The following is a 21,811-nucleotide window of genomic DNA, read 5'->3' on the forward strand; positions in this document are numbered from 1 at the left end:
TCAGTGTCCTGTAACGGTCAGGCCAGCAAAACTGATCAACGACAGTACCTGTGCAGCGATCATTTTCTGGCCGGTAATGGTGAAGTGCACACCGTCGTCGTAGCGCACCTTGACCCGCTTGCCTTCCGGCGTTTGCACGGTGAAGGAGAACTGTTCGTCGGGGTAACCCAGAAAGGGGTTGGCGGACACGAAGTGCTGGCCGAACAGCGCCGTCTGTTGTTGGTACAAGCCACTCAGGTAAGCCATTGCAGCAGACAGCCGCGGCTGGTTCATGTTCGGTGGCCCGACCCAGATTACCTGCACATTTCGCGCGCGGGCCTGTTCGAGGATAGCGTCGATCCGGGCACGGTAGGCCAGCTCCCATTCCGCTGACTTGAAGCGCAGGAACGGCTTGCCCTTGCCTTGCGGCATGTCCCAAGGATCGTTGGGGCCAAGGAACACCACCATCAGGCGGATGTTCGGCTCCCGCGCCAGCGTGTCGGCGACGGTTTGCGGCCAGTTGAAAAAGCCCGGATAAGCCAGGCCGGTACTCTGCCGGCTGAGGTTGACGGTGTTGATCTGGTAACGCTTGCGCAGGCTGTTGGCCAGGTGAGGGGCGACCCCTTGCATCAACGAGTCACCGACCAGAAACACCTGGTCACCGGCGGCCAGAACCACGCTGCTAGCAGTTTGCGCCAAAGGCACTGGCGCCTGCTGGATAACCGGCAGCGGCGCACTTGCGCCAGGCTCGGCCACCCTGTGCAAAGGCTCGGGCCTGCCCACAGGCAGCGGTTGTTCAAGATCGACTGTCACCACCGGCATGCTCGGCGCCAGCACGGTTGTGGCTGGCGCCGCGACCCCCTGCTTGTCGCCCTCCAGGCTGGCGATGAAACTGTCGCGCGCCGCGCCCAACGCTGTGGTCAGGCTGGCCCCTAAGCGCCAGGCCGGCGCTTGCCCAACCAGCGGCAGCTCGCAGCTCTGGTGATATTTTTGTTGGCAGTAGAGCTTGATCGAGTCCTGGTTGAGCCAGAACAAGATGCCCATCACCACCACGATCGCGTAAAGCGCCTTGGCCGCGTCCAGCTGCACGCGCAGCAATTGCCCTGAATTAGAAGCTGGCATAGATGAACCCCGGTACGCCCGACTGCGAGGCGAAGATGATCAACGACACGAACAGCGCCAACGGCACCGGGTACAACTGCCACGGCAGGCGTTGGCTGGCCGCCAGGCTGCGCTCGAGCAGCTTGAGCAACTGTGGATAAATGGCCAGATACAGCACGCACGCAAGGATCAGCACGCCGCTGGACGAGTGCAGCCCGGCCAGGCTGACATGGGCGATATCCGCCAGCATCTCCAGGGCGCCGTCGAGGGTCGGGCTGCGGAAGAAGATCCAGGCAAAGGCCACGTAGTGGAAGGTCAGCAAGCGCGCCAGCAAGCCCGCCCCGGGCACCTTGGCGAAGCCCGGCGCCGATTGTGCGAACAGTTTGTAGATCGCCAGACCAATGCCGTGCAGCGCGCCCCAGATGAGGAAGTTGGCGCTGGCGCCGTGCCACAAGCCGGACACCAGCATGGCCAGCAACATGTTCAGGTTGCCGCGCCAGGCGCCGTGGCGGTTGCCGCCCAGCGGGATATAGACATAGTCACGTATGAACCGCGACAGGCTGATATGCCAACGCCCCCAGAATTCCTTGAGATTGTGCGCAGCGTAGGGTGCGGCGAAGTTGTCCGGCAGGCGGAAGCCCAGCAGCAGGGCAATGCCGGTGACCAGATTGGTGTAGCCGCTGAAGTTGAAGTAGATCAGCAGGCTGTAGCCATACACGCTCAGCAACACCTGCTCGGGGCTGGCACTGCCCGGAGTGTCGAACACCGGATCGACCCACTCGCTGCCAAGCCAGGCGCTGAGGAAGAACAGCTTGACCACCGCCATGGCGATCAGCCCCAGCGCCCGTTGCGGCTCCAGCACCTGACGCATCGCCTCGGGGCGAATCTGCGGCAGCATGTGCAGGGCCCGATTGACCGGGCCGGCCACCAGGCTTGGGAAAAACGCCAGATACAGGGCAAGGTCCAACGGCGCCGCCGTGCTCAGCTCGCGACGGTTGATCGAGACCAGGTAACTGACCGAGTGAAAGGCATAGAACGACAGCCCGATCGGCACCAGCAGTTCGACGATGGGCAACGACACATCAAGGCCCAGCGCAGCCAGGGCGTTTTGTGCGCCGCTGACGAAGAACTCCTGATACTTGAATAGATAGAAGCAGCCCAACACCAACGTCAGCAGCAAACCGCTGATGAACCAGCGCCCGGGATAGCGCGCCGCGAGCAGCCCGAGGGCGTACACCAGCACGCTGTAACCGAGCAGGATATACAGCGACTGCAGGCTGAAGCTGGCCACCAGGCCATAGCTCGCCGCCAACAGCAGTGCGTTCTGCAGACGCAGGCTCCAACACAGGCTCCAGTAGAGCAGGAAGAACAACGCAAAGCAGAGGCCAAATTCGATCGAAAGGAAGCTCACAACGTAGTCCGTTACGTGACGTGGAGAGAGGGGCGGTAAAGCACCGGAATAGAGCGCGCGGGATTATGTCAGAGGGACCAGAGGGCGACAATTGGACAAGTCTGTAAAACGCAAGATGAGCACACCAAGGTAAATGCTACAAAATGCGACAGCATTTATTGCATGCCAGTAGGTCCGCTCACGCCCGTCCAATTTGCTCCGCATGCCTGCCTCTGCTAGTGTCGCGCCGTTAAGATCGCCACCGAGACCGTCGCCATGGCCCGCAAAAAAACCTCCATCGATTTCGAGCAGTCCCTCGCCGACCTGCAAACCCTGGTCGAGCGCCTGGAGAACGGTGAACTGTCGCTGGAAGAGTCGCTGGCCGCCTTCGAGCAAGGCATCGCCCTGACCCGTGACTGCCAGGGCGCGCTCGCCCAGGCCGAACAAAAGGTGCAGATTCTGCTCGAGCGCGACGGCGAACTTGCCGCGCAGCCGTTCGACGCCGAGCCCGAAGCATGATCAAAGCCTATCAGGCCAGCTGCCAGGCCCGCGTCGACGCCGCCCTCGAACCGCTGCTGCAAGCGCCTGCCGAACAATTGCAGCGCCTGTATGCGGCCATGCGCTACAGCGTGATGAACGGTGGCAAGCGCGTGCGGCCATTGCTCGCCTATGCCGCCTGCGAAGCCTTCGGCACGCCGGCCGAGCAAGCCAACGGCGCAGCCTGTGCGGTCGAGCTGATCCACGCTTATTCGCTGGTTCATGATGACCTGCCGGCGATGGACGATGACGACCTGCGCCGCGGTCAGCCGACCACCCACAAGGCGTTTGACGAAGCCTGTGCGATTCTTGCCGGCGACGGTTTGCAGAGCCTGGCCTTCACCGCCCTGCTCGACCCGGGCCTGAGCCCGCAAGCCGACTCGATCCGCCTGGCCATGGTGCAAACCCTGGCCAACGCTGCCGGCCCTGCCGGCATGGTCGGCGGCCAGGCCATCGACCTCGGCTCGGTCGGGGTCAAGCTGGATCAGCAGGCGCTGGAATACATGCACCGGCACAAAACCGGTGCCTTGATCGAAGCCAGCGTGCGCCTTGGCGCCCTGGCCAGCGCCCGCGCCGATCAAGCACAGCTGGATGCATTGCAGGTGTATGCACGCGCGGTTGGCCTGGCCTTCCAGGTGCAGGACGACATTCTCGATGTCGAGAGCGATACCGCGACCCTGGGCAAACGCCAGGGTGCTGACATAGCCCGTGACAAACCAACATACCCGGCCCTGCTGGGGCTGGACGCAGCCAAAGCCTATGCCGGCGAACTGCGTGACCAGGCCCTGGCGGCGCTGAGCGGCTTTGGCGAGCACGCCGAACCCCTGCGTGCGCTGGCCCGCTATATCGTCGAGCGCCGCCACTGACAGTACTGGCAGTACCCGCTCGCGTTGCATTGGCAGCGCGGCGGCTGAACCTGTGTGAATGGGCAGTTTGCCGAACAATGGGGTAAACTGCCGGGTCTTCAAACCTATAACGACTCGCCTGATGCCCACGACGTTTCAAGAGATCCCCCGCGAACGCCCGGCCACTCCGCTGCTGGACCGCGCCGACACGCCCGCCGGCCTGCGCCGGCTGGCCGAAGCCGACCTGGAGAACCTGGCCGACGAGTTGCGCCAGGAGTTGCTCTATACCGTAGGCCAGACCGGCGGGCACTTTGGTGCCGGCCTCGGTGTGATCGAGCTGACCGTAGCCCTGCACTACGTGTTCGATACCCCCGATGATCGTCTGGTCTGGGACGTCGGCCATCAGGCCTATCCACACAAGATCCTCACCGGCCGTCGCCAGCGCATGCTCAGCCTGCGCCAGAAGGACGGCATCGCCGCCTTCCCGCGTCGCTCCGAGAGCGAGTACGACACCTTTGGCGTGGGCCATTCCAGCACCTCGATCAGCGCTGCGCTGGGCATGGCCATCGCCGCCCGCCTGCAAGACAGCGCGCGCAAGTCGATTGCGGTGATCGGTGACGGCGCACTGACCGCTGGCATGGCCTTCGAGGCGTTGAACCACGCCCAGGAAGTCAACGCCGACATGCTGGTGATCCTCAACGACAACGACATGTCGATCTCGCGCAACGTCGGTGGCTTGTCCAACTACCTGGCCAAGATCCTCTCCAGCCGCACCTATGCGAGCATGCGCGAAGGCAGCAAGAAGGTCCTCTCGCGCCTGCCCGGCGCCTGGGAAATCGCCCGCCGTACCGAAGAGTACGCCAAGGGCATGCTGGTCCCTGGCACCCTGTTCGAAGAGCTCGGCTGGAACTACATCGGCCCGATCGATGGCCACGACCTGCCGACCCTGATCGCCACCTTGCGCAACATGCGTGACCTCAAGGGCCCGCAGTTCCTGCACGTGGTGACCAAGAAGGGCAAGGGTTTCGCTCCGGCCGAGGTCGACCCGATCGTCTATCACGCCATCACCAAGCTCGAACCCGCCGACAAGCCAGTAGTGCCGCAGCAAGCCAGCGGGCCGAAGTACTCGGCAGTGTTCGGCCAGTGGTTGTGCGACATGGCGGCTGCCGACCCGCGCCTGGTGGGTATCACCCCGGCGATGAAAGAAGGCTCCGACCTGGTTGCGTTCAGCGAGCGTTACCCCGAGCGCTATTTCGACGTAGCTATCGCCGAACAGCACGCGGTGACGCTGGCTGCCGGTATGGCCTGTGAAGGCGCCAAGCCGGTGGTGGCGATCTACTCGACGTTCCTCCAGCGTGGCTACGATCAGCTGATTCACGACGTGGCCGTGCAAAACCTCGATGTGCTGTTCGCCATCGACCGCGCCGGCCTGGTCGGCGAAGACGGCCCGACACACGCTGGCGCTTACGATCTGTCGTACCTGCGCTGCATCCCCGGCATGCTGGTGATGACCCCGAGCGACGAGAACGAGCTGCGCAAGATGCTCAGCACCGGCCACCGTTACAACGGCCCGGCTGCTGTGCGTTACCCTCGCGGGACCGGCCCGAACACGCCGATCAGTGCCGACCTCGAGCCCATCGAGATCGGTAAAGGCGTGGTTCGCCGCCAAGGCAAAACCGTGGCCTTGCTGGTGTTCGGCGTGCAACTGAGCGAAGCCCTGCAAGTGGCTGAAAAGCTCGATGCGACCGTGGTCGACATGCGTTTCGTCAAACCACTGGACGAGGGCCTGGTGCTGGAACTGGCGGCCAACCACGAGCTGCTGGTGACCATCGAAGAAAACGCCATCATGGGTGGCGCTGGCGCTGCGGTTGGCGAATTCCTCAGCCGCGAAGCGGTGCTCAAGCAATTGTTGCACCTGGGCCTGCCAGATACCTACGTCGAGCACGCCAAACCTGCGCAGATGCTGGCTGAATGTGGGCTGGACGCGGCTGGCATCGAAGCTTCGGTGCGGGCCCGGATGGTCAAGCTCGGCTTGTGATTGCTGGGGCCGCTTTGCGGCCCCAAAGCGCCGTACGGAACTGTCATGAAACTCGCAACCCTGGCCACCCTCCTCTCCCTCCCCAGCACCCTGCTCGCCGCCGAACCCAACCGCGATGACGCCCTGAAGCTGCCAGACGTACTGATCAGCGCCAGCCGCCAGGTCGAATCGCGCACCAGCACCGCCGCCGCCAATACCGTGTTCACTCGCAGCGACATCGACCGCCTGCAACCCTCCAGCGTGACTGACCTGCTGACCCGCGTGCCCGGGGTGCAGGTTGCTCCCACCGGCGGACGCGGCAGCCTGCCCGGGATATTCATCCGCGGCACCAAGGCCGCCCAGAGCCTGGTACTGGTCGATGGCGTGCGTATCGCCAATGCCACCTCCGGCGACAGCGGCCTACAGTTTCTCGACATCGATCAGATCGAGCGCATCGAAGTGCTGCGCGGCTCGCGTTCGGCGGTGTACGGCAGCGATGCCATCGGCGGAGTCATTCAGATCTTCACCCGGCGCAGCGGCGGCCCCGGCCTGCAGCCACGTCTGCGCGTTGCGGCCGGCAGCAACCAGACCTGGCAGCGCAGTCTGGGCTTGTCTGGGGGCAGCGACGCGACCCGTTTCAACCTTGGTGCCAGCCTCGACGAAACCGCCGGCATCGACTCGACCGGGCCGTCGCTGGCAAGAGATGGCGACCATGATGCCTACCGTAACCGTTCGCTCAACCTGAGCCTCAGCCACACGTTCAACGAGCGCTTCGAGGCGGGCCTGAACCTGCTCGACAGCCAAGGCCGCAGTGAATACGACAACCCGTTCGGCCGTTATGACTTCGCCAGCGGCCAGACCTTCGGCCAGCAGCCCTACACCGACTTCAACGTCAGCAGCCTGGGCAGCTATTTCGATGCACAACTGAGCGATTTTTGGCATTCGCGCCTTGAGCTGGCACACAGCGAGAACCGCGACGACAAACGCGACAAGTTCAGTGACGAGCGCTTTGTGTTCAACACCTACCGCGACCAACTGACCTGGCAGAACGACCTGACCCTGAGCGAGCAGCACGCGCTGCTGCTGGGTGGTGACTGGTATCAGGACCGCGTGCACGCCAACACCGAGCTGGATCAGGACAGCCGCTGGAACCGTGCCGCATTTGTGCAGCATCGCTATCAGGGTGAGCACTTCTCCAGCGAGCTTGGCGTGCGCCGTGATCAGAACCAGCAGTTTGGCGGCCAAACAACCTGGAGCGCCAGCCTGACGTTACCGGTCAATCAGGCCAACGATGTGCTGCTGTCCTACAGCGAAGGCTTCCGTGCGCCGACCTTCAATGACCTGTATTACCCGTCGTACAGCAATCCCGACCTCAAGCCTGAGCATTCCAAGACCGTCGAGCTGCAGTGGCGCAGCCAGCTCGGCAGCGACAGCCAGCTGGAGGCGTCGCTGTACCGCACCGAATTGAGCGATGCGATCATCTTTGGCCAGGGCTCGATCCCGCGCAACGTTGCCAGCGCTCGGATCAACGGTGCCGAACTCGCCCTCAAACAGACGTGGGGTGCCTGGCACAGCCAACTCGGCCTGGCCATGATCGACCCGCGTGACCGCGACAGTGGCCACACCCTCGCCCGCCGCGCGCGCCGCACGCTGAGCCTGGACCTGGACCGCCAGTACGAGCGCTTCGGCGTGGGCGCCAGCTGGCAAGCCGTCAGCAGCAGCTTTGATGACGAAGCCAACCGCAACAGATTGGCCGGCTATGGCTTGCTCGGCCTGCGCAGTAGCTGGGCCGCGAGTGATGAACTAAAGCTGGAGCTGAAGCTGGATAACCTGCTCGACAAAGGCTACAGCCGCGCGCTCTACAGCTACGACAACAGCGCCTACGCCTACCGCGAAGAAGGCCGCCGCTGGCTGTTCAGCGTGACCTGGACGCCGGCATTGTAGCGTCGAGCAAGGCGCACAGCTTGGCGGTAGCTTCGATCATCTGCCCGCTTGGGCGCTCCAAACCGTTGTCCGGCAGTACCAGCAGGTGACCGCCAGCCGTGGCCTTGAGCTGCGGCCAGGCCCGCCAGCTCGCCAGTTGGGCCTGGTCGCCCGCGACAATCACATCAGGGTTGCGCGCCAGCACCGACTCCACACTAACCAACGGCGCCGGCTGCGGCAGGTCGGCGAACACGTTGCGCGCGCCACATACACTCAGCGCATCGCTGACGATCTGCTTGCCGCCCAAGGTATACAGCGGCTTGTCCCAGACCTGATAGAACACCGTCAGCGGCTGCTCGCGATGGTAGCGTTGCCGCAGCTCTTGCAGGCGCTGGCGCAAGCCCGCCGCGTAGCGCTGGCCCTGTTCGGCCCGGCCGATACGGCTGGCGATGGCTTCGATGTGGCTGAGCAATTGTTCGAGCGTGGCCACTTCGCCATCGTAGCTGGCGATGCCCAGCCGGCGCAGTTGCTCGCGCTGGGCGGGGGCCACGGCGCCGGGCCACAACAACAGCAAGTCAGGCCGCAGGCTGAGCAGGCGCTCCATGTCCAGTTGGCCCTGGCGACCCACCGACGGCAGCTGACGCAGCGCCGCTGGCCGCTCGCCGCCGTCGAGCACGCCCACCAGCAGGTCATCGGCGTGCAGTTCGAGCATGATTTCGCTCATCGACGGCGCCAGGCTGACCACCCGCAGTGGCTCGGCGGCAACGGTGCTGCCGAGCATCAGCAGCAGGCAGCAGAGCAGCCGCATCAACCCAGCTGACGCGGGATGCGATAGAGGTACAGGATCACCACGGTGGACAACGCCAGCAGCACCTGGGGCACTGCCTCCAGCCCGACCAGCACCGACAGTGCGGCGACCCAGGCGGGGATGCAGGCGTACAGCATGGCCAGGCGGCGTACCCGCGCCAGCTCGATCCAGGCCGCGGGCTCTTCGACGCTGCCGAGCACCTTGCTGGTGTGGATCAACGCGCGCTTGTACGCGGCAAACCGAGCGAGGCTAAGAAACATGGTCGCGGCGCCGGCGATGAACAGCGGCATCGCCAGCACCGGAATCAGGTCGTCACCGCCGCCAAACGCCCAGGCCATGATCGGCAGCGGCAGCAAGCCCAGTGCCAGGTACTGCCACCAGGTCAGGGCCAGCCGTCGCTTGACCTCGCTGCGGGTCACGCCTGCGGCACCTCACCCTGGTGCTCGGTGCCCATCATGTGGCCGAGCTTGCCGGCCTTGGTGGCCAGGTAGTGGCTGTTGTGCGGGTTGTGACCGGTATGCAGCGGCACGCGCTCGGCAACATTGATGGCCATGGCAGTCAGCGCCTTGACCTTGCGCGGATTGTTGGTCATCAGGCGCAGCGACTTTACGCCCAGGTGCTCGAGCATCGGCAGGCAGATGCCATAGTCGCGCTGGTCGGCGGCAAAGCCCAGGCGCTCGTTGGCCTCGACCGTGTCGGCGCCGCCATCCTGCAGTTCGTAGGCGCGAATCTTGTTCAACAGGCCGATACCGCGGCCTTCCTGACGCAGGTACAACAGCACGCCGCGGCCTTCGCGGGCAATCGCCTGCAGCGCAGCTTCAAGCTGCGAACCGCAGTCGCAACGCTGGCTGAACAGCGCATCCCCAGTCAGGCACTCGGAGTGCAGACGCCCGAGCACCGGCTCGCCATCAGCGATATCACCCAGGCTGAGCACGACGTGCTCGCGGCCCGTGGCTTCATCAAGAAAGCCATGCATGGTGAAGGTCGCAAAAGGAGTCGGAAGTTTCGAGGCGGCAACAAAGACGACGGGCACGTTGTGCTCCTGATTAGTAACTTGGAATTTCACGTGGGCCGATTGTATCAGCAGGCTGACAAGCGTGCGCACGGTGAATACCGTCGGTTAAGATCGAAAGGTTCGATGCTTAGCGAGGATGTGCTCAGCGAGGCTGGCTGTCGGCAGTGAACGGATAGGGCTGCTTCCACTTCTTGAAGACCGCTTCCAGCTCGCCGCTGCGCACCAGTTGCTGCATGCGTTGGTCAAACAGCGCACTCAGCGCCTTGCCTTGCTCATTGTGAGCAAAAGCAAGATAGAGCGGCAATTCTGCTACATGAGTGCGGCGAAAGCTGTCCGGCTTGGGCGCCTGGGCCTGGACGTACTCGACTTCTGTGAGTGAATCGACATAGAAGTCGACCCGGTTATGCTCGAGCATTGGCAGAATCCCTTCGCGGCGCTGGATTTCCCTGAACTCATGAACATTCGGCAAGTAACTGCCGTAGTCGTAGCCGCGCACCCAGGCCAGGCGATAGTCGCCGATATTGGCGGGGGTCGGCACGGGCTTGCTGGTCAGGCCCAGCGCATAGATATGATCGACATCGAAGTGCCAGCGCGGGTAGAGGTTGTCGTCGCTCTCCTGCTTGTAGGAGCCGACCCAGGCATCCGCCTCGCCACGTTTGACCAAGCCAATGGCACGGCTGTAAGGCGCGCTCTGGATGGACACCTTGACCCCGGCGGGCTCGAACACCTGGCGCAACACATCCCACGCCAGGCCAGTGCCGTCGGCGTTGGTGTAGTCGAGCCAGTCTTCACTGACCAGATGGATCTGGCCCAACTGAGGCTTGTCGCTGGCGTTGGCAACAGCGCCGCCAAGCAGCATCAGCAACAGCAGCACCGTCGTCCTCAACCCCATCTGCCACTCCCGTATCAGGCTACCGCCCAAACTAGAACCTGCATGCCCAGCCAGGCGAACACACCGGCGAGGATATCGTCGAGCATGATGCCGAATCCACCATGCACATGTTTGTCGATCCAGCGAATCGGCCACGGCTTGAGGATGTCGAAGAAGCGGAACATGAGGAACCCGGCCAGCAACCACTGCCAACCCTCCGGCACCAGCCACAGGGTGATCCACATGCCGACCATTTCGTCCCAGACAATGCCTTCATGGTCGTGAACGCGCAAGTCGGTGGCGACCTTGCCGCACAGCCAGAAGCCGAACAGCATGGTCATACCCAGCAGCAGCCAGTAGCCCCAGTCGGGCAACATCTGCCACAGCGGAATGAACGGCAGCGCCACCAGCGAGCCCCAGGTGCCGGGGGCCTTGGGCAAAGTGCCGGAACCGAAGCCAAAGGCGATGAAGTGCCACGGGTTGCGCCAGACCGAAGGCGGAACGAACTCCGCAGGCACCTGATTGGGGTGGTCGGTCACGGTGTCTCCCTAAAATGTTGATAGCCGCGTTGTCGCGGGGTGATGTCCTGGCCGTGTTCGTCGCGCAAAATCACGCCTTCGCCAGCCACTGCCCGGCCGATGACATGCACCGCCAGGCCAGCGTCGCGCAGCGCGGGCAGTTGCTGCGCGGGCAAGGTGAACACCAGGACATAGTCGTCGCCACCGGTCAGCGCCGCCTGGCGGGCTGCCGCAGGCCCTGAAAAAGCCACTAGAGCAGGTGACACTGGCACCTGGGCCAGGTTCACCTCGAGCGCCAGCCGGGATGCCTTGGCGATATGGCCGCAGTCGGCCAACAAGCCATCGGAGATATCCAGCGCCGCGGTGGCCTTGCCGCGCAGGGCCTGGCCCAAGGCAAACTGCGGCGAAGGTGACCAGTACTGTGCCAGCAGCGGCGCACTGATCTCGACCGCCGCTTCGCGCTCGCCCAGCACCAACGGCAAGGCGCCGGCGGCATTGCCCAGCTCGCCGCCCACACAGAGCAAGTCACCCACTTGCGCGCCCGAGCGCAGCAGGGCCTGCCCGGCCGGAACCCGGCCAAACACAGTCATGGTGATACTCAGTGGGCCGCGGGTGGTGTCGCCGCCAATCAGGCTCAGGCGGCAATGTCGCGCCATGCGATCGAGGCCTTCGGCATACGCCTTGAGCCACTGTTCGCTGACCTCGGGCAAGGTCAGCGCCAGGGTAAAGCCGACGGGCGTGGCACCCATGGCTGCCAGGTCACTGGCCGCTACGGCCAGCGAGCGCTGGCCCAGTAGCGAGGGGTCGCAGGCGTGCGGAAAATGCACGCCGGCGACCAAGGTATCGGTAGACACTGCCAACTGCGCGGCAGCCGGCAGGTCAAGCAGGGCACAGTCGTCGCCGATCCCCAACGCAACACCTGCGCCGCCCTGCGCACAGGGCGCGGCGGCGAAGTAATGACGGATCAGCTCGAACTCACCCATGGCTGGTCAGCGCCGCAATCAGCGCTTGAACGCCTTGACTTCCGCTTCACGGACCTGCGGCGCCAGCTTGTCGAGTACACCGTTGACGAACTTGTGGCCGTCGGTGGCGCCGAAGATCTTGGCCAGTTCGACGCCTTCGTTGATCACGACCCGGTAAGGTACGTCAACGCGCATCAGGAACTCCCAGGTGGACAGGCGCAGAACCGCCAGTTCAACCGGGTCGAGCTCTTCAAGCGGGGTGTCCAGGCAAGGCTTGAGCGCGGCATCGATGTCGTCTTTCTTCGCCGGAACCCCGTGCAGGATCTCGCGGAAATAAGCGCCGTCGATGTCGGAGAAATCGTTGTCGACGCGGAACTGCGCCTCGATTTCATTCAGCGATTGCTTGGCCATGTGCCACTGATAAAGCGCCTGGGTCGCGAGCTTGCGTGCTTCGCGACGCTTGGCGCTTTTCGATGGTTTGCCAGCATCCGCAGGTTTTGGATCGCGCGGGTTGAAACGATCGCTTTCGTCGCTAATCACTTGGCCTCCAACTGCGCCAGCAGGCTGACCATTTCCAGTGCGGACAGGGCAGCTTCAGCGCCTTTGTTGCCGGCTTTGGTGCCGGAACGTTCGATGGCCTGCTCGATCGAGTCGACGGTCAGTACGCCGAACGCGACTGGCACACCGAACTCCATCGACACCTGGGCCAGGCCCTTGGTGCATTCGCCCGCAACGTATTCGAAGTGCGGAGTACCACCACGGATCACGGCGCCCAGGGCGATGATCGCGTCGTAAGCGCCCTGCTGGGCGACTTTCTGTGCAACCAGCGGGATTTCGAAGGCGCCAGGAGCACGGATGATGGTGATGTCGCTTTCGCTGACGCCATGGCGTACCAGCGCATCAACGGCACCGCTCACCAGGCTTTCGACGACGAAGCTGTTGAAGCGGCCAACCACCAAAGCATAGCGACCTTTGGGGGCGATGAAGGTACCTTCGATGGTCTTCAGGGTCATTGCGGTGTTCTCATTTTAAAGAGCGAGGCCGCCCTAGGCGGCCTGCAGGAGGGTTTGGACACGAGCGCCAGGGCGATTGGCGCGCCTGTGTCACTCAGAGGGCACGTATTCTACAACTTCCAGATCGAATCCGGATATCGCATTGAACTTCATCGGCGAGCTCATCAGGCGCATCTTGCGCACACCGAGGTCACGCAGGATCTGCGAACCGGCGCCAACCGTGCTGTAGGTGCTCGGCGTCTTGACCTGGGTTTCGCCGGCGCTTTCGCGGATATGCGCCAGCACCACGTCGCCATCGAGCGGGTGACCGAGCAGCAGCACTACGCCGCTGCCGGCCTCTGCCACGGCGCTCATGGCGGCGCGCAGGCTCCAGCGGCCGGGCTGTTTGACCATCAAGAGGTCGCGCAGCGGGTCCATGTTGTGCACCCGCACCAGGGTCGGTTCTTCGGCGCAGATCTTGCCCAGGGTCAGTGCCATGTGCACATCGCCTTCGACCGAATCACGGTAGGTGACGAGGTTGAACTGGCCCAGTTCGCTGTCCAGTGGCTGCTCGGTGACCCGCTGAACGGTACGTTCGTGGATCATGCGGTAGTGGATCAGGTCGGCGATGGTGCCGATCTTCAGGCCGTGCTCGGCGGCGAACACTTCCAGCTCGGCGCGACGCGACATGGTGCCGTCGTCGTTCATCACTTCGCAGATCACCCCGCTCGGCTCGAACCCGGCCATGCGCGCCAGGTCACAGGCCGCTTCGGTGTGGCCAGCGCGGGCCAGGGTGCCGCCAGGCTGAGCCATCAGCGGGAAGATGTGGCCAGGGCTGACGATATCGTCTGCCTTGGCATCCTTGGCTGCCGCGGCCTGCACGGTGCGCGCACGGTCGGCTGCGGAGATCCCGGTGGTGACGCCTTCGGCGGCTTCGATCGAGACGGTGAACTTGGTGCCGAAGCCCGAGCCATTGCGTGGCGCCATCAGCGGCAGCTTCAGGGTCTCGCAGCGCTCGCGGCTCATCGGCATGCAGATCAGGCCACGGGCGTGCTTGGCCATGAAGTTGATGTGCTCAGGCTGGCAGCACTCGGCGGCCATGATGATGTCGCCTTCGTTCTCGCGGTCTTCGTCATCCATGAGGATGACCATCTTGCCTTGGCGGATGTCTTCGACCAGCTCTTCAATACTGTTGAGCGCCACGCGGCACCCCCTTCTCGATCAGGATTTCAGGTAGCCGTTGGCGGCCAGGAAGCTTTCGGTGATGCTACTGCCCTTGCTCGGTGCGGCAGCCTTGTCACCCAGCAGCAGACGCTCCAGGTAACGGGCCAGCAGGTCGACCTCAAGGTTCACCCGACGCCCGCTGCGGTAGTCGGCCATGATGGTTTCGGACAGGGTATGCGGCACGATGGTCAGCTCGAATTCGGCGCCATCGACCTCATTGACCGTCAGGCTGGTGCCGTCGACGGTGATCGAGCCCTTGTGGGCAATGTACTTGGCCAGCTCCTTGGGTGCGCGCACGCGGAACTGGATCGCGCGGGCGTTATCGCTGCGCGAGATGATTTCGCCGACGCCGTCGACGTGGCCGCTGACCAGGTGGCCGCCCAGGCGGGTGGTCGGGGTCAGGGCTTTTTCCAGGTTGACCGGGCTGCCGCTTTTCAGGTCGTTGAATGCGGTGCAGTCGAGGGTTTCGCGGCTGACGTCAGCCCAGAAGCCGTCGCCAGGCAGTTCCACCGCAGTCAGGCAGACGCCATTGACGGCAATGCTGTCGCCCAGTTTGACGTCACCCAGGTCGAGCTTGCCGGTCTGGACGTAGACACGCACGTCACCGCCCTTGGGGGTCAGGCTGCGGATGGTGCCGATCGATTCGATGATGCCGGTGAACATTGGGTTCTCCTCGGAAACTGGGCGGCGTTGGGCCAGCCGGGCATTATACGCCGGTGGCCGGTTGGGGGATGGCTGTGACTCGCCAGTCATCGCCCACCGCGCGCATTTCGGTGATTTTCAGTCGCGGCGCTTCGCTCATCTTCGCCAGCGGCCAGTCCAGCAGTGGCCGGGCCTGGGAGCCGAGGAAGGTGCCGGCAACAAACAATTGGTATTCGTCGATCAAACCGAGCTGGGCAAACGCGCCGACCAAACCGGCGCCCGCCTCCAGCAGAATCTCGTTGGTCCCGCGCGCCGCCAGGGCGCTGAGCAGGGCTGGCAGATCCACCCGGCCATCGGCGCCGGGCAACTGCAGCAGCTCATGGCCGGCCTCGGCATAGCGTGGGTCAGCGGCGGCGCCGGTGACCACCAGTACCGGCCCGGCCTGGAACAAAGGCGCAGTCAGCGGCAGGCGCAGGCGGCTGTCGATCAGCACCCGCAGCGGTGGCCGTGACAAGGCCAGGGCGGTGGTATCAGGGTCCAGGCCCAGCTCGCCGCCGCGCACGGTCATCCGCGCATTGTCGGCCAGCACACTGCTGGCGCTGGTCAGCACCACGCTGGAGCGCGCACGCAGGCGTTGTACCGCTGCGCGGGCGGCAGCGCCGGTAATCCACTGGCTTTCACCACTGGCCATGGCGGTGCGTCCGTCCAGGCTCATCGCCAGCTTGGCGCGGACGAACGGCAGGCCGTGCTCCATGCGTTTCAGGAAGCCGGGATTGAGCGCACGCGCTTCTTGCTCGAGCACGCCACTGACAACCTCGATACCGGCCTCGGCCAGGCGCCGCAGACCTCGCCCGGCGACTTGCGGGTTAGGGTCCTGCATGGCGACGACCACCCGGGCCACCCCGGCCTTGACCAGCGCTTCGGCGCACGGCGGGGTGCGCCCGTGGTGGCTGCACGGTTCAAGGGTGACATAGGCGCAGGCGCCCTGGGCGCGCTCGCCGGCCTGGCGCAGGGCATGCACTTCGGCGTGCGGCTCGCCGGCGCGCACATGCCAGCCCTCGCCGACCACCTCGCCATCACGCACGATGACGCAGCCAACGCGCGGGTTGGGATGGGTGCTGTACTGGCCTTTGCGGGCCAGTTGCACGGCCAGGGCCATGTAGTGGGCGTCGAGAATTGCGGTCGGGCTGGGCATGTTTACTCTTTGCCCGGCTGGCGCGCCAGGCGGTCGATTTCTTCGCGGAATTCGTCAAGGTCCTGGAAACGCCGGTAGACCGAGGCAAACCGAATGTAGGCGACTTCGTCGAGTTGACGCAGCGCCTCCATGACCAGCTCACCGACCACCAGCGACTTGACCTCGCGCTCGCCGGTGGCGCGCAGCTTGTGCTTGATCTGCGCCAGCGCTGCTTCCAGGCGCTCGACGCTGACCGGGCGCTTTTCCAGCGCGCGCTGCATGCCGGCTCGCAGCTTGTCTTCGTCGAATGGCTGGCGGGTGCCGTCTTGCTTGATCAGCCGCGGCAGTACCAGTTCGGCGGTTTCGAAGGTGGTGAAGCGCTCGCCGCAGGCGACGCATTCGCGCCGGCGACGCACTTGTTCGCCCTCGGCGACCAGGCGCGAGTCGATGACCTTGGTGTCGTTGGCACCGCAAAAGGGACAGTGCATGGTGGCAGGCAACAAAAAAAGGGAGGGCCATGGTAGCGCATCCGACTGGCAAGACAAGCCAAAGGGGTTACCATCCACTCAAATCTGCCCCTGAAGGACTTCTCCATGCACTTTCGAGCGCTCGTCGTGCTCTGCCTCGCTGGCCTGATGACGGCCTGCAGCAGCGATAAACCTAAAAACGAACCGGTGCCCGCAACGCCGGCGCCGAAAACGGTGAAAAAGGCCCCGGCGCTCGGCCCACTGCCGGCTTATCAACGGGAAATCAGCGGCAGCCTGCAAGACGTGCCAGCGGGTGCCGAGGTCGAGCTGGCATTGCTGGTGATCGACGAACGTGATCGCCCGCAGCGGCTGCTGGCCAGCAGCACCCTGACCGGTACCGGTCAGGACCTGCCCTACCAACTGCGCTTCAACCCGGAAGCGTTCCCGGCCGGTGCCCGGGTCGAGTTGCGCGGTCGCGCCAGCCGCTCGGGTCAGTTGATCATGCACCTGCCGCCACAGCGCATCGTCCAGGCTACGAGCCAGGCCACCGGCCCGCTGCGCTTCGAGAAAGCCCCGTAAATGGCGCCAGTGCAGTTGCAGCATGCGCTCAGCGGTCTGATCGGCGAAGCGCAGCTGGTTGCCACTGCGCTGCCGGAGTGCGCGCTGAAACTGTGGCTGCTCGGCGCCGACAACATGCACCGCGCATTCACCCGCGAAGAGACCCAGCGCATCCTCGAAGAGCCGCCGTACTGGAGCTTCTGCTGGGCCAGCGGCCTGGCCATGGCCCGCTACCTGGCGGCCAATCCACAGTGGGTCGAGGGGATGCGCGTGCTCGACTTTGGCGCCGGTTCGGGCATTGCCGGGATCGCCGCAGCGCGGGCGGGTGCTGTCGAGGTGGTTGCCTGCGACCTTGATCCGCTGGCCTTGGCTGCGTGCCAAGCCAATGCTGCGCTGAACCAGGTCGAGCTCGGTTACAGCAGTGATTTTTTTGCCGAAGCCGACCGCTTCGATCTGATTCTGGTGGCTGATGTGTTGTACGACCCGGCCAACCTGCCGTTGCTCGATGGTTTTCTCAGCCGTGGCCGCCAGGTGCTGGTGGCCGACTCGCGGGTGCGCAATTTCAGCCACCCGCTGTACCGTCAGTTGGACGTGCTCGAAGGCTTGACCCTGCCCGACCTGGCCGAACCGCACGAATTCCGCCGGGTCAGCCTGTACCACGCCAGCCGCGAGCCTTTATAGTGGTGTCATTCAGAGATTTGCGAGAGTTGCGATGAGCCAAGCCCCCGATACCAACGCCCTGCCGTACATTTTCGATGCTACCGACGCCAACTTTCAGCAGTTGGTCATCGAGAACTCCTTCCACAAACCGGTGCTGGTGGATTTCTGGGCCGAGTGGTGTGCGCCATGCAAGGCGCTGATGCCGTTGCTGGCCAAGATAGCCGAGGGTTATCAGGGCGAGCTGTTGCTGGCCAAGATCAACTGCGACGTCGAGCAGCAGGTGGTTGCCCAGTTCGGTATCCGCAGCCTGCCAACCGTGGTGCTGTTCAAGGACGGTCAGCCGGTCGACGGCTTTGCCGGTGCGCAGCCCGAATCGGCGATTCGCGCCCTGCTCGAGCCGCACGTGCAGATGCCTGCCGCGCCGACTGCCTCGCCACTGGAAGAAGCCAAGGCGCTGTTTGCCGAAAGCCGCTTTGCCGAGGCCGAAGCGACCCTCAAGCTGTTGCTGGGCGAAGACAACAGCAATGCCGAGGCGTTGATCCTGTACGGCCGTTGCCTGGCCGAGCGTGGCGACCTGAGTGAAGCTGAGGCCGTGCTGGGTGCGGTCAAGAGCGACGAGCACAAGGCAGCGTTGGCCGGCGCCAAGGCGCAGCTGACCTTCTTGCGCCAGGCCGCCAGCCTGCCGGAAGCCGCCGAGTTGAAGAGCCGTCTGGCGCAAAACCCTGAGGACGACGAAGCCGCTTATCAGCTGTGCATTCAGCAGTTGGCGCGCCAGCAGTACGAAGCGGCGCTGGATGGGTTGCTCAAGCTGTTCCAGCGTAATCGGGGTTATGAAAGCGGATTGCCGCACAAGGCGCTGTTGCAGGTGTTCGAGCTGCTCGGCAATGAGCACCCGCTGGTTACCGCGTATCGGCGCAAGTTGTTTGCCTTGATGTATTGAGGCGCATATCGGCCCGACGGTCTGCGGGGCCGCACAGATCCTTGGGCCGCTGCGCGGCCCTTTCGCGACACAAGGCCGCTCCTACAGGCCGGCGGTGAGCCATGAGCAACTCGGTCGCCTGTAGGAGCGGCCTTGTGTCGCGAAAGGCCAGCGTAGCTGGCTCACTATGCTTCAACCGATCCAGTGATAAACAGGCGCATCCCCCGCGCTTTCCACCCTCACCTCAGCACTGTGACGCAAGCGCACCAGCAGCCGCTTGCCCGCCGCCGTGCTGCCGGTCAACTGCTCCAGTTGCTCAAGTAATTCTGGCCCAGTCATCTGTCCGGCCACGCGCAAGGCTTCGCGCGCAGCTTGCCACTGGTCATCGTTCTGCCGCACCGCCGGTGCCGGCGTTGCCTTTTCCACCGGCGCAGCCAACTCCACCTGACGCCCAAGCTGCGCCCATTCCGCCGGCTCCAGCTCGATGGTCAGGTCCACCGGCCACTCGCCGATCGTTCCTCGTATTCTCACCTTGGCTTCCTCGCTCACAATTGCCTGGCGCCCATGCTCCCACGACATGAAACCTTCGCCAAGCGGCTGGCACTCGCCAGAAAAACTGTTATAACATTACCAAATAATTCGCCCTGCTCTCTGGAGTTGACCATGCGCCGTCTGTTGCTTGCACTGCCCTTCGCCCTGCTGCCCCTGGCCGTGGCGTATGCCCACGATGAGCATGATCACGATCACGATCACGACCACACCGCGCTGGGCGCCCATGAACACGGCGTGGCCAAACTCGACGTAGTACTGGATGGCAACACCCTCGAGCTTGGCCTGGACAGCCCGGCGATGAACCTGGTGGGCTTTGAACACGCCGCCAGCAGCGATGCCGACAAGGCCAAGGTAGCCAGCGTACGCCAGCAACTGGAGCAGCCACTGCAGCTATTGGGTCTGGCCAAGGACGCTGGCTGCAGCATCGACGCGCAGGAGCTGCAAAGCCCGCTGTTCGACGCACCAGCAGCCGCTGCCGGCAAAACCGAGAAACACGCCCACAGCGATATCGAAGCGCACTATCAGTTTACCTGCAGCAACCCCGGCAAACTCGCCAGCATCGACCTCGCGCCGCTGTTCAAGGCTTACCCGGCGATGCAGAAGATCAACGTGCAGTTGATTGGCCCTAATGGCCAAAAAGGCCTTGAAGCAACGCCGACCACCGCGACGGTCGCGTTCTGAATGAGCCAGGCGTTGATCGAACTGCGTGATCTGCTGTTCGCCTGGCCCGGCCAGGCGCCGCTGCTGGATATCCCGCAGTTTCGCCTGGAAGCGGGCGAAGCGCTGTTTCTCAAGGGCCCCAGCGGCAGCGGCAAGACCACCCTGCTCGGCCTGCTTGGCGGTGTGAACCTGCCGGCGCAGGGCAGCGTGCGCCTGCTCGGTCAGACCTTGGCCGAGCTGGGCCAGGGCGCGCGCGATCGCTTCCGCGTCGATCACACCGGCTACATTTTTCAGCAGTTCAACCTGCTGCCGTTTCTGTCGGTGCGAGAAAACGTCGAACTGCCTTGTCGTTTTTCTGCCAGCCGCGCCGAGCGTGCCCGCCAGCGCCATGGCAGCGTCGATCAGGCCGCCACGCAACTGCTCGCGCACCTGGGCCTGACTGACCCGGCAATGCTCGCGCGGCGCGCCGATAGCCTGTCGATCGGCCAGCAGCAACGAGTAGCCGCGGCCCGGGCGCTGATCGGCCAGCCGGAGTTGGTGATCGCCGACGAGCCAACCTCGGCGCTCGATGCCGACACCCGCGAAGCCTTTATCCGGCTGCTGTTCGACGAATGCCGCGCTGCCGGCTCCAGCCTGTTGTTCGTCAGCCACGACCAGAGCCTGGCGCCGCTGTTCGATCGACACCTGTCACTGGCCGAACTCAATCGCGCCGCCGCGCCCCGGGAGGCCTGATGTACCTGCTCCGCCTTGCTCTGGCCAGCCTCGCCAACCGGCGCTTCACGGCCTTTCTTACCGCCTTCGCGATTGCCCTGTCGGTCTGCCTGCTGTTGGCCGTGGAACGGGTCCGCACCGAAGCCCGCGCCAGCTTTGCCAGCACCATCAGTGGCACCGACCTGATCGTCGGCGCCCGCTCGGGCTCGGTCAACCTGCTGCTGTACTCGGTGTTTCGCATCGGCAACGCCACCAACAACATCCGCTGGGACAGCTATCAACACTACGCCAGCGACCCGCGGGTGAAGTGGGCGATCCCGATTTCGCTGGGCGACTCGCATCGCGGCTATCGGGTGATGGGCACCAGTACCGATTACTTCAGCCACTACCAGTACGGCCGGCGCCAGCACCTGGAACTCAGCCAGGGCCGGCCGTTTGCCGATAACCCGTTCGACGTGGTGCTGGGCGCCGAAGTCGCCGAGGCACTGCACTACAAACTCGGCGACAAGCTGGTGCTGGCCCATGGCGTAGCGGCGATCAGCCTGGTCAAACACGATGACAAACCGTTCACTGTGGTCGGCGTGCTCAAACGCACCGGCACCCCGGTTGACCGCACCCTGCACATCAGCCTGGCCGGCATGGAGGCCATTCACGTCGACTGGCACAACGGCGTACCGGCTCGCGGCACCGGCCGCATCAGTGCCGAGCAAGCGCGCGGCATGGACCTGCAACCGACTGCGATCACCGCCTTCATGCTTGGCCTGAACAACAAGATCGCCACTTTCAGCATGCAGCGGGAGATCAATCAGTACGCCAACGAGCCGCTGCTGGCGATTCTCCCGGGCGTGGCCCTGCAGGAGCTGTGGAGCCTGATGGGGACCGCCGAGCAAGCCCTGTTCGTGGTGTCGTTGTTTGTCGTGCTGACCGGCTTGATCGGCATGCTCACGGCGATTTTGACCAGCCTCAACGAGCGCCGCCGGGAGATGGCCATTCTGCGCTCCGTGGGTGCTCGGCCCTGGCATATTGCCGGCCTGCTGGTCCTCGAGGCGCTGGCGTTGGCGGTAGCCGGTATCGTCGCCGGGCTTGGCCTGCTGTATGCCGGCATCGCTTTGGCTCAGGGCTACGTGCAGGCCAACTATGGTTTGTACCTGCCACTGGCCTGGCCGAGTAGCCATGAATGGACGCTGCTGGCTATCATCCTCGGCGCAGCGTTGCTGATGGGCAGCGTGCCGGCCTGGCGTGCCTATCGGCAGTCATTGGCTGATGGTCTGTCGATTCATTTGTGA

25 protein-coding genes are annotated in these 21,811 nt (G+C 64.2%); 10 read left to right on the forward strand and 15 right to left on the reverse strand.

Going from position 1 to position 21,811, the window contains the following annotated elements; translation table 11 throughout:
* Nucleotides 1-1,101 (reverse strand): DUF459 domain-containing protein, encoded by a 1,101-nt coding sequence (locus tag ACIOAU_RS21055; RefSeq protein WP_401184421.1) that lies wholly within the window; start codon nucleotides 1,099-1,101, stop codon nucleotides 1-3.
* Nucleotides 1,088-2,491, reverse strand: a complete 1,404-nt coding sequence (locus ACIOAU_RS21060; RefSeq protein WP_401184424.1) for an MBOAT family O-acyltransferase — start codon at nucleotides 2,489-2,491, stop codon at nucleotides 1,088-1,090. The genes ACIOAU_RS21055 and ACIOAU_RS21060 overlap by 14 nt, the downstream gene beginning before the upstream one ends.
* Nucleotides 2,492-2,746: 255 nt before the next feature.
* On the opposite strand from ACIOAU_RS21060, the gene ACIOAU_RS21065 reads away from it, so the two are divergent.
* The 4 genes from ACIOAU_RS21065 to ACIOAU_RS21080 all read left to right on the forward strand — a co-directional run bounded on the left by ACIOAU_RS21065 (nucleotide 2,747) and on the right by ACIOAU_RS21080 (nucleotide 7,813).
* On the forward strand, nucleotides 2,747-2,989 hold the full coding sequence (locus ACIOAU_RS21065; protein WP_101322296.1) for an exodeoxyribonuclease VII small subunit: 243 nt from the start codon (nucleotides 2,747-2,749) through the stop codon (nucleotides 2,987-2,989).
* Nucleotides 2,986-3,873: a (2E,6E)-farnesyl diphosphate synthase gene (gene ispA, locus ACIOAU_RS21070; RefSeq protein ID WP_150570990.1), complete on the forward strand. Its 888-nt coding sequence runs from the start codon at nucleotides 2,986-2,988 to the stop codon at nucleotides 3,871-3,873. Before ACIOAU_RS21065 ends, ispA begins: the two co-directional genes overlap by 4 nt.
* A gap of 121 nt (nucleotides 3,874-3,994) precedes the next feature.
* A complete protein-coding gene (gene dxs, locus ACIOAU_RS21075) occupies nucleotides 3,995-5,890 on the forward strand; it encodes a 1-deoxy-D-xylulose-5-phosphate synthase (RefSeq protein ID WP_150573573.1) in 1,896 nt (631 codons plus the stop codon).
* A 45-nt stretch (nucleotides 5,891-5,935) separates the two neighbouring features.
* Entirely contained in the window at nucleotides 5,936-7,813 is a 1,878-nt protein-coding gene (locus ACIOAU_RS21080) for a TonB-dependent receptor domain-containing protein (RefSeq protein WP_401184429.1), read from the forward strand.
* On the opposite strand, the gene ACIOAU_RS21085 is transcribed toward ACIOAU_RS21080, so the two are convergent.
* The 12 genes from ACIOAU_RS21085 to nrdR all read right to left on the reverse strand — a co-directional run bounded on the left by ACIOAU_RS21085 (nucleotide 7,785) and on the right by nrdR (nucleotide 16,486).
* The gene (locus ACIOAU_RS21085) at nucleotides 7,785-8,600 is read right to left on the reverse strand and encodes a cobalamin-binding protein (RefSeq protein ID WP_188036746.1); all 816 of its coding nucleotides are present in this window, start codon (nucleotides 8,598-8,600) and stop codon (nucleotides 7,785-7,787) included. The genes ACIOAU_RS21080 and ACIOAU_RS21085 overlap by 29 nt on opposite strands.
* On the reverse strand, nucleotides 8,600-9,019 hold the full coding sequence (locus tag ACIOAU_RS21090) for an MFS transporter (protein ID WP_150573820.1): 420 nt from the start codon (nucleotides 9,017-9,019) through the stop codon (nucleotides 8,600-8,602). The genes ACIOAU_RS21085 and ACIOAU_RS21090 overlap by 1 nt, the downstream gene beginning before the upstream one ends.
* Complete coding sequence (gene ribA / locus ACIOAU_RS21095; protein WP_101322302.1) at nucleotides 9,016-9,633, reverse strand: GTP cyclohydrolase II; 618 nt, start codon at nucleotides 9,631-9,633, stop codon at nucleotides 9,016-9,018. The genes ACIOAU_RS21090 and ribA overlap by 4 nt, the downstream gene beginning before the upstream one ends.
* A gap of 124 nt (nucleotides 9,634-9,757) precedes the next feature.
* Nucleotides 9,758-10,507 carry an ABC transporter substrate-binding protein gene (locus ACIOAU_RS21100; protein ID WP_150570994.1) on the reverse strand — a complete coding sequence of 250 codons (750 nt, stop codon included), beginning with the start codon at nucleotides 10,505-10,507 and terminating at the stop codon, nucleotides 9,758-9,760.
* 14 nt (nucleotides 10,508-10,521) lie between these two features.
* A complete protein-coding gene (locus tag ACIOAU_RS21105; protein ID WP_101322304.1) occupies nucleotides 10,522-11,025 on the reverse strand; it encodes a phosphatidylglycerophosphatase A in 504 nt (167 codons plus the stop codon).
* Nucleotides 11,022-11,987: a thiamine-phosphate kinase gene (gene thiL / locus ACIOAU_RS21110; RefSeq protein ID WP_401184434.1), complete on the reverse strand. Its 966-nt coding sequence runs from the start codon at nucleotides 11,985-11,987 to the stop codon at nucleotides 11,022-11,024. Before thiL ends, ACIOAU_RS21105 begins: the two co-directional genes overlap by 4 nt.
* Before the next feature lie 18 nt (nucleotides 11,988-12,005).
* Nucleotides 12,006-12,506, reverse strand: a complete 501-nt coding sequence (gene nusB / locus ACIOAU_RS21115) for a transcription antitermination factor NusB (protein ID WP_101322306.1) — start codon at nucleotides 12,504-12,506, stop codon at nucleotides 12,006-12,008.
* A complete protein-coding gene (ribE, locus tag ACIOAU_RS21120; protein WP_003255395.1) occupies nucleotides 12,503-12,979 on the reverse strand; it encodes a 6,7-dimethyl-8-ribityllumazine synthase in 477 nt (158 codons plus the stop codon). The genes nusB and ribE overlap by 4 nt, the downstream gene beginning before the upstream one ends.
* A 90-nt stretch (nucleotides 12,980-13,069) precedes the next feature.
* A complete protein-coding gene (gene ribBA, locus ACIOAU_RS21125; RefSeq protein ID WP_101322307.1) occupies nucleotides 13,070-14,161 on the reverse strand; it encodes a bifunctional 3,4-dihydroxy-2-butanone-4-phosphate synthase/GTP cyclohydrolase II in 1,092 nt (363 codons plus the stop codon).
* Between the two features lie 18 nt (nucleotides 14,162-14,179).
* A complete protein-coding gene (locus ACIOAU_RS21130) occupies nucleotides 14,180-14,845 on the reverse strand; it encodes a riboflavin synthase (protein ID WP_101322308.1) in 666 nt (221 codons plus the stop codon).
* 43 nt (nucleotides 14,846-14,888) lie between these two features.
* Nucleotides 14,889-16,019 (reverse strand): bifunctional diaminohydroxyphosphoribosylaminopyrimidine deaminase/5-amino-6-(5-phosphoribosylamino)uracil reductase RibD, encoded by a 1,131-nt coding sequence (gene ribD / locus ACIOAU_RS21135; protein WP_401184439.1) that lies wholly within the window; start codon nucleotides 16,017-16,019, stop codon nucleotides 14,889-14,891.
* Between the two features lie 2 nt (nucleotides 16,020-16,021).
* Complete coding sequence (nrdR, locus tag ACIOAU_RS21140; RefSeq protein ID WP_101323120.1) at nucleotides 16,022-16,486, reverse strand: transcriptional regulator NrdR; 465 nt, start codon at nucleotides 16,484-16,486, stop codon at nucleotides 16,022-16,024.
* A 105-nt stretch (nucleotides 16,487-16,591) separates the two neighbouring features.
* On the opposite strand from nrdR, the gene ACIOAU_RS21145 reads away from it, so the two are divergent.
* Genes ACIOAU_RS21145 through trxA form a run of 3 tightly spaced genes read left to right on the forward strand, consistent with a single transcriptional unit; the run spans nucleotide 16,592 to nucleotide 18,623 of the window.
* Nucleotides 16,592-17,044 (forward strand): YbaY family lipoprotein, encoded by a 453-nt coding sequence (locus ACIOAU_RS21145; protein ID WP_103435141.1) that lies wholly within the window; start codon nucleotides 16,592-16,594, stop codon nucleotides 17,042-17,044.
* Nucleotides 17,045-17,704, forward strand: a complete 660-nt coding sequence (locus ACIOAU_RS21150; protein WP_188036750.1) for a methyltransferase — start codon at nucleotides 17,045-17,047, stop codon at nucleotides 17,702-17,704.
* 31 nt (nucleotides 17,705-17,735) lie between these two features.
* Nucleotides 17,736-18,623 carry a thioredoxin gene (gene trxA / locus ACIOAU_RS21155; protein WP_101322312.1) on the forward strand — a complete coding sequence of 296 codons (888 nt, stop codon included), beginning with the start codon at nucleotides 17,736-17,738 and terminating at the stop codon, nucleotides 18,621-18,623.
* A gap of 171 nt (nucleotides 18,624-18,794) precedes the next feature.
* On the opposite strand, the gene ACIOAU_RS21160 is transcribed toward trxA, so the two are convergent.
* Entirely contained in the window at nucleotides 18,795-19,133 is a 339-nt protein-coding gene (locus ACIOAU_RS21160) for a hypothetical protein (protein ID WP_101323121.1), read from the reverse strand.
* 132 nt (nucleotides 19,134-19,265) lie between these two features.
* On the opposite strand from ACIOAU_RS21160, the gene ACIOAU_RS21165 reads away from it, so the two are divergent.
* The 3 genes from ACIOAU_RS21165 to ACIOAU_RS21175 are packed head-to-tail and all read left to right on the forward strand — an operon-like array spanning nucleotide 19,266 to nucleotide 21,811.
* The gene (locus ACIOAU_RS21165) at nucleotides 19,266-19,835 is read left to right on the forward strand and encodes a DUF2796 domain-containing protein (protein WP_401184444.1); all 570 of its coding nucleotides are present in this window, start codon (nucleotides 19,266-19,268) and stop codon (nucleotides 19,833-19,835) included.
* A complete protein-coding gene (locus tag ACIOAU_RS21170) occupies nucleotides 19,836-20,546 on the forward strand; it encodes an ATP-binding cassette domain-containing protein (protein WP_101322314.1) in 711 nt (236 codons plus the stop codon). It abuts the gene before it with no gap.
* Nucleotides 20,546-21,811, forward strand: a complete 1,266-nt coding sequence (locus tag ACIOAU_RS21175; protein ID WP_401184447.1) for an ABC transporter permease — start codon at nucleotides 20,546-20,548, stop codon at nucleotides 21,809-21,811. Before ACIOAU_RS21170 ends, ACIOAU_RS21175 begins: the two co-directional genes overlap by 1 nt.

Source organism: Pseudomonas sp. NPDC088322, from assembly GCF_044740745.1.
GTDB lineage: Bacteria > Pseudomonadota > Gammaproteobacteria > Pseudomonadales > Pseudomonadaceae > Aquipseudomonas > Aquipseudomonas shirazensis.

Bases quoted from the DNA above. Each gene is read 5' to 3' on its own strand.
- ispA (WP_150570990.1), top strand. From the start codon at position 2,986: ATGATCAAAGCCTATCAGGCCAGCTGCCAGGCCCGCGTCGACGCCGCC.
- thiL (WP_401184434.1), bottom strand. From the start codon at position 11,987: ATGGGTGAGTTCGAGCTGATCCGTCATTACTTCGCCGCCGCGCCCTGT.
- dxs (WP_150573573.1), top strand. From the start codon at position 3,995: ATGCCCACGACGTTTCAAGAGATCCCCCGCGAACGCCCGGCCACTCCG.
- ACIOAU_RS21175 (WP_401184447.1), top strand. From the start codon at position 20,546: ATGTACCTGCTCCGCCTTGCTCTGGCCAGCCTCGCCAACCGGCGCTTC.
- ACIOAU_RS21080 (WP_401184429.1), top strand. From the start codon at position 5,936: ATGAAACTCGCAACCCTGGCCACCCTCCTCTCCCTCCCCAGCACCCTG.
- nrdR (WP_101323120.1), bottom strand. From the start codon at position 16,486: ATGCACTGTCCCTTTTGCGGTGCCAACGACACCAAGGTCATCGACTCG.
- ACIOAU_RS21100 (WP_150570994.1), bottom strand. From the start codon at position 10,507: ATGGGGTTGAGGACGACGGTGCTGCTGTTGCTGATGCTGCTTGGCGGC.
- ACIOAU_RS21085 (WP_188036746.1), bottom strand. From the start codon at position 8,600: ATGCGGCTGCTCTGCTGCCTGCTGCTGATGCTCGGCAGCACCGTTGCC.
- ACIOAU_RS21170 (WP_101322314.1), top strand. From the start codon at position 19,836: ATGAGCCAGGCGTTGATCGAACTGCGTGATCTGCTGTTCGCCTGGCCC.
- ribE (WP_003255395.1), bottom strand. From the start codon at position 12,979: ATGACCCTGAAGACCATCGAAGGTACCTTCATCGCCCCCAAAGGTCGC.
- trxA (WP_101322312.1), top strand. From the start codon at position 17,736: ATGAGCCAAGCCCCCGATACCAACGCCCTGCCGTACATTTTCGATGCT.
- ACIOAU_RS21150 (WP_188036750.1), top strand. From the start codon at position 17,045: ATGGCGCCAGTGCAGTTGCAGCATGCGCTCAGCGGTCTGATCGGCGAA.
- ACIOAU_RS21065 (WP_101322296.1), top strand. From the start codon at position 2,747: ATGGCCCGCAAAAAAACCTCCATCGATTTCGAGCAGTCCCTCGCCGAC.
- ACIOAU_RS21145 (WP_103435141.1), top strand. From the start codon at position 16,592: ATGCACTTTCGAGCGCTCGTCGTGCTCTGCCTCGCTGGCCTGATGACG.
- ribD (WP_401184439.1), bottom strand. From the start codon at position 16,019: ATGCCCAGCCCGACCGCAATTCTCGACGCCCACTACATGGCCCTGGCC.
- ACIOAU_RS21055 (WP_401184421.1), bottom strand. From the start codon at position 1,101: ATGCCAGCTTCTAATTCAGGGCAATTGCTGCGCGTGCAGCTGGACGCG.
- ACIOAU_RS21165 (WP_401184444.1), top strand. From the start codon at position 19,266: ATGCGCCGTCTGTTGCTTGCACTGCCCTTCGCCCTGCTGCCCCTGGCC.
- ACIOAU_RS21130 (WP_101322308.1), bottom strand. From the start codon at position 14,845: ATGTTCACCGGCATCATCGAATCGATCGGCACCATCCGCAGCCTGACC.